Source organism: Mycobacterium sp. NGS40, assembly GCF_059812735.1.
The window spans coordinates 1-244 of record NZ_JCALDG010000150.1 but is presented as its reverse complement, the minus strand read 5'-3'; the positions used below and the strand labels follow the sequence as shown (position 1 = coordinate 244).

At 63.9% G+C, this 244-nt stretch carries 1 protein-coding gene; it reads left to right on the top strand.

Translation table 11 applies throughout. The features are described from left to right. Nucleotides 1-244, top strand: a 244-nt coding sequence (locus AC5Y5O_RS32340) for a DUF732 domain-containing protein (RefSeq protein WP_500028787.1), incomplete at both ends; no start/stop codon positions are given.

Below are 244 nucleotides of genomic sequence, written 5' to 3'. Positions count from 1 at the left end.
TCGCGGCGCCGGCGTACGCCGAACCAGTGCCCGACCCCGACGGTGACGACGGGGCCTTCCTGGCTACGCTGCGCCAAGCCGGCTTCACCTTTTCCAGCGAAAGTGCTGCCATCGCGGCCGGCAGAGCTGTGTGCTCATCCTTGAACAACGGCGAATCGGGCCTGGAGCTGGTGCACGACGTGAAAAACCACAACCCCGGAATGAGTATGGAGATGGCATCGGACTTCGCGCTGATCTCGGCGAA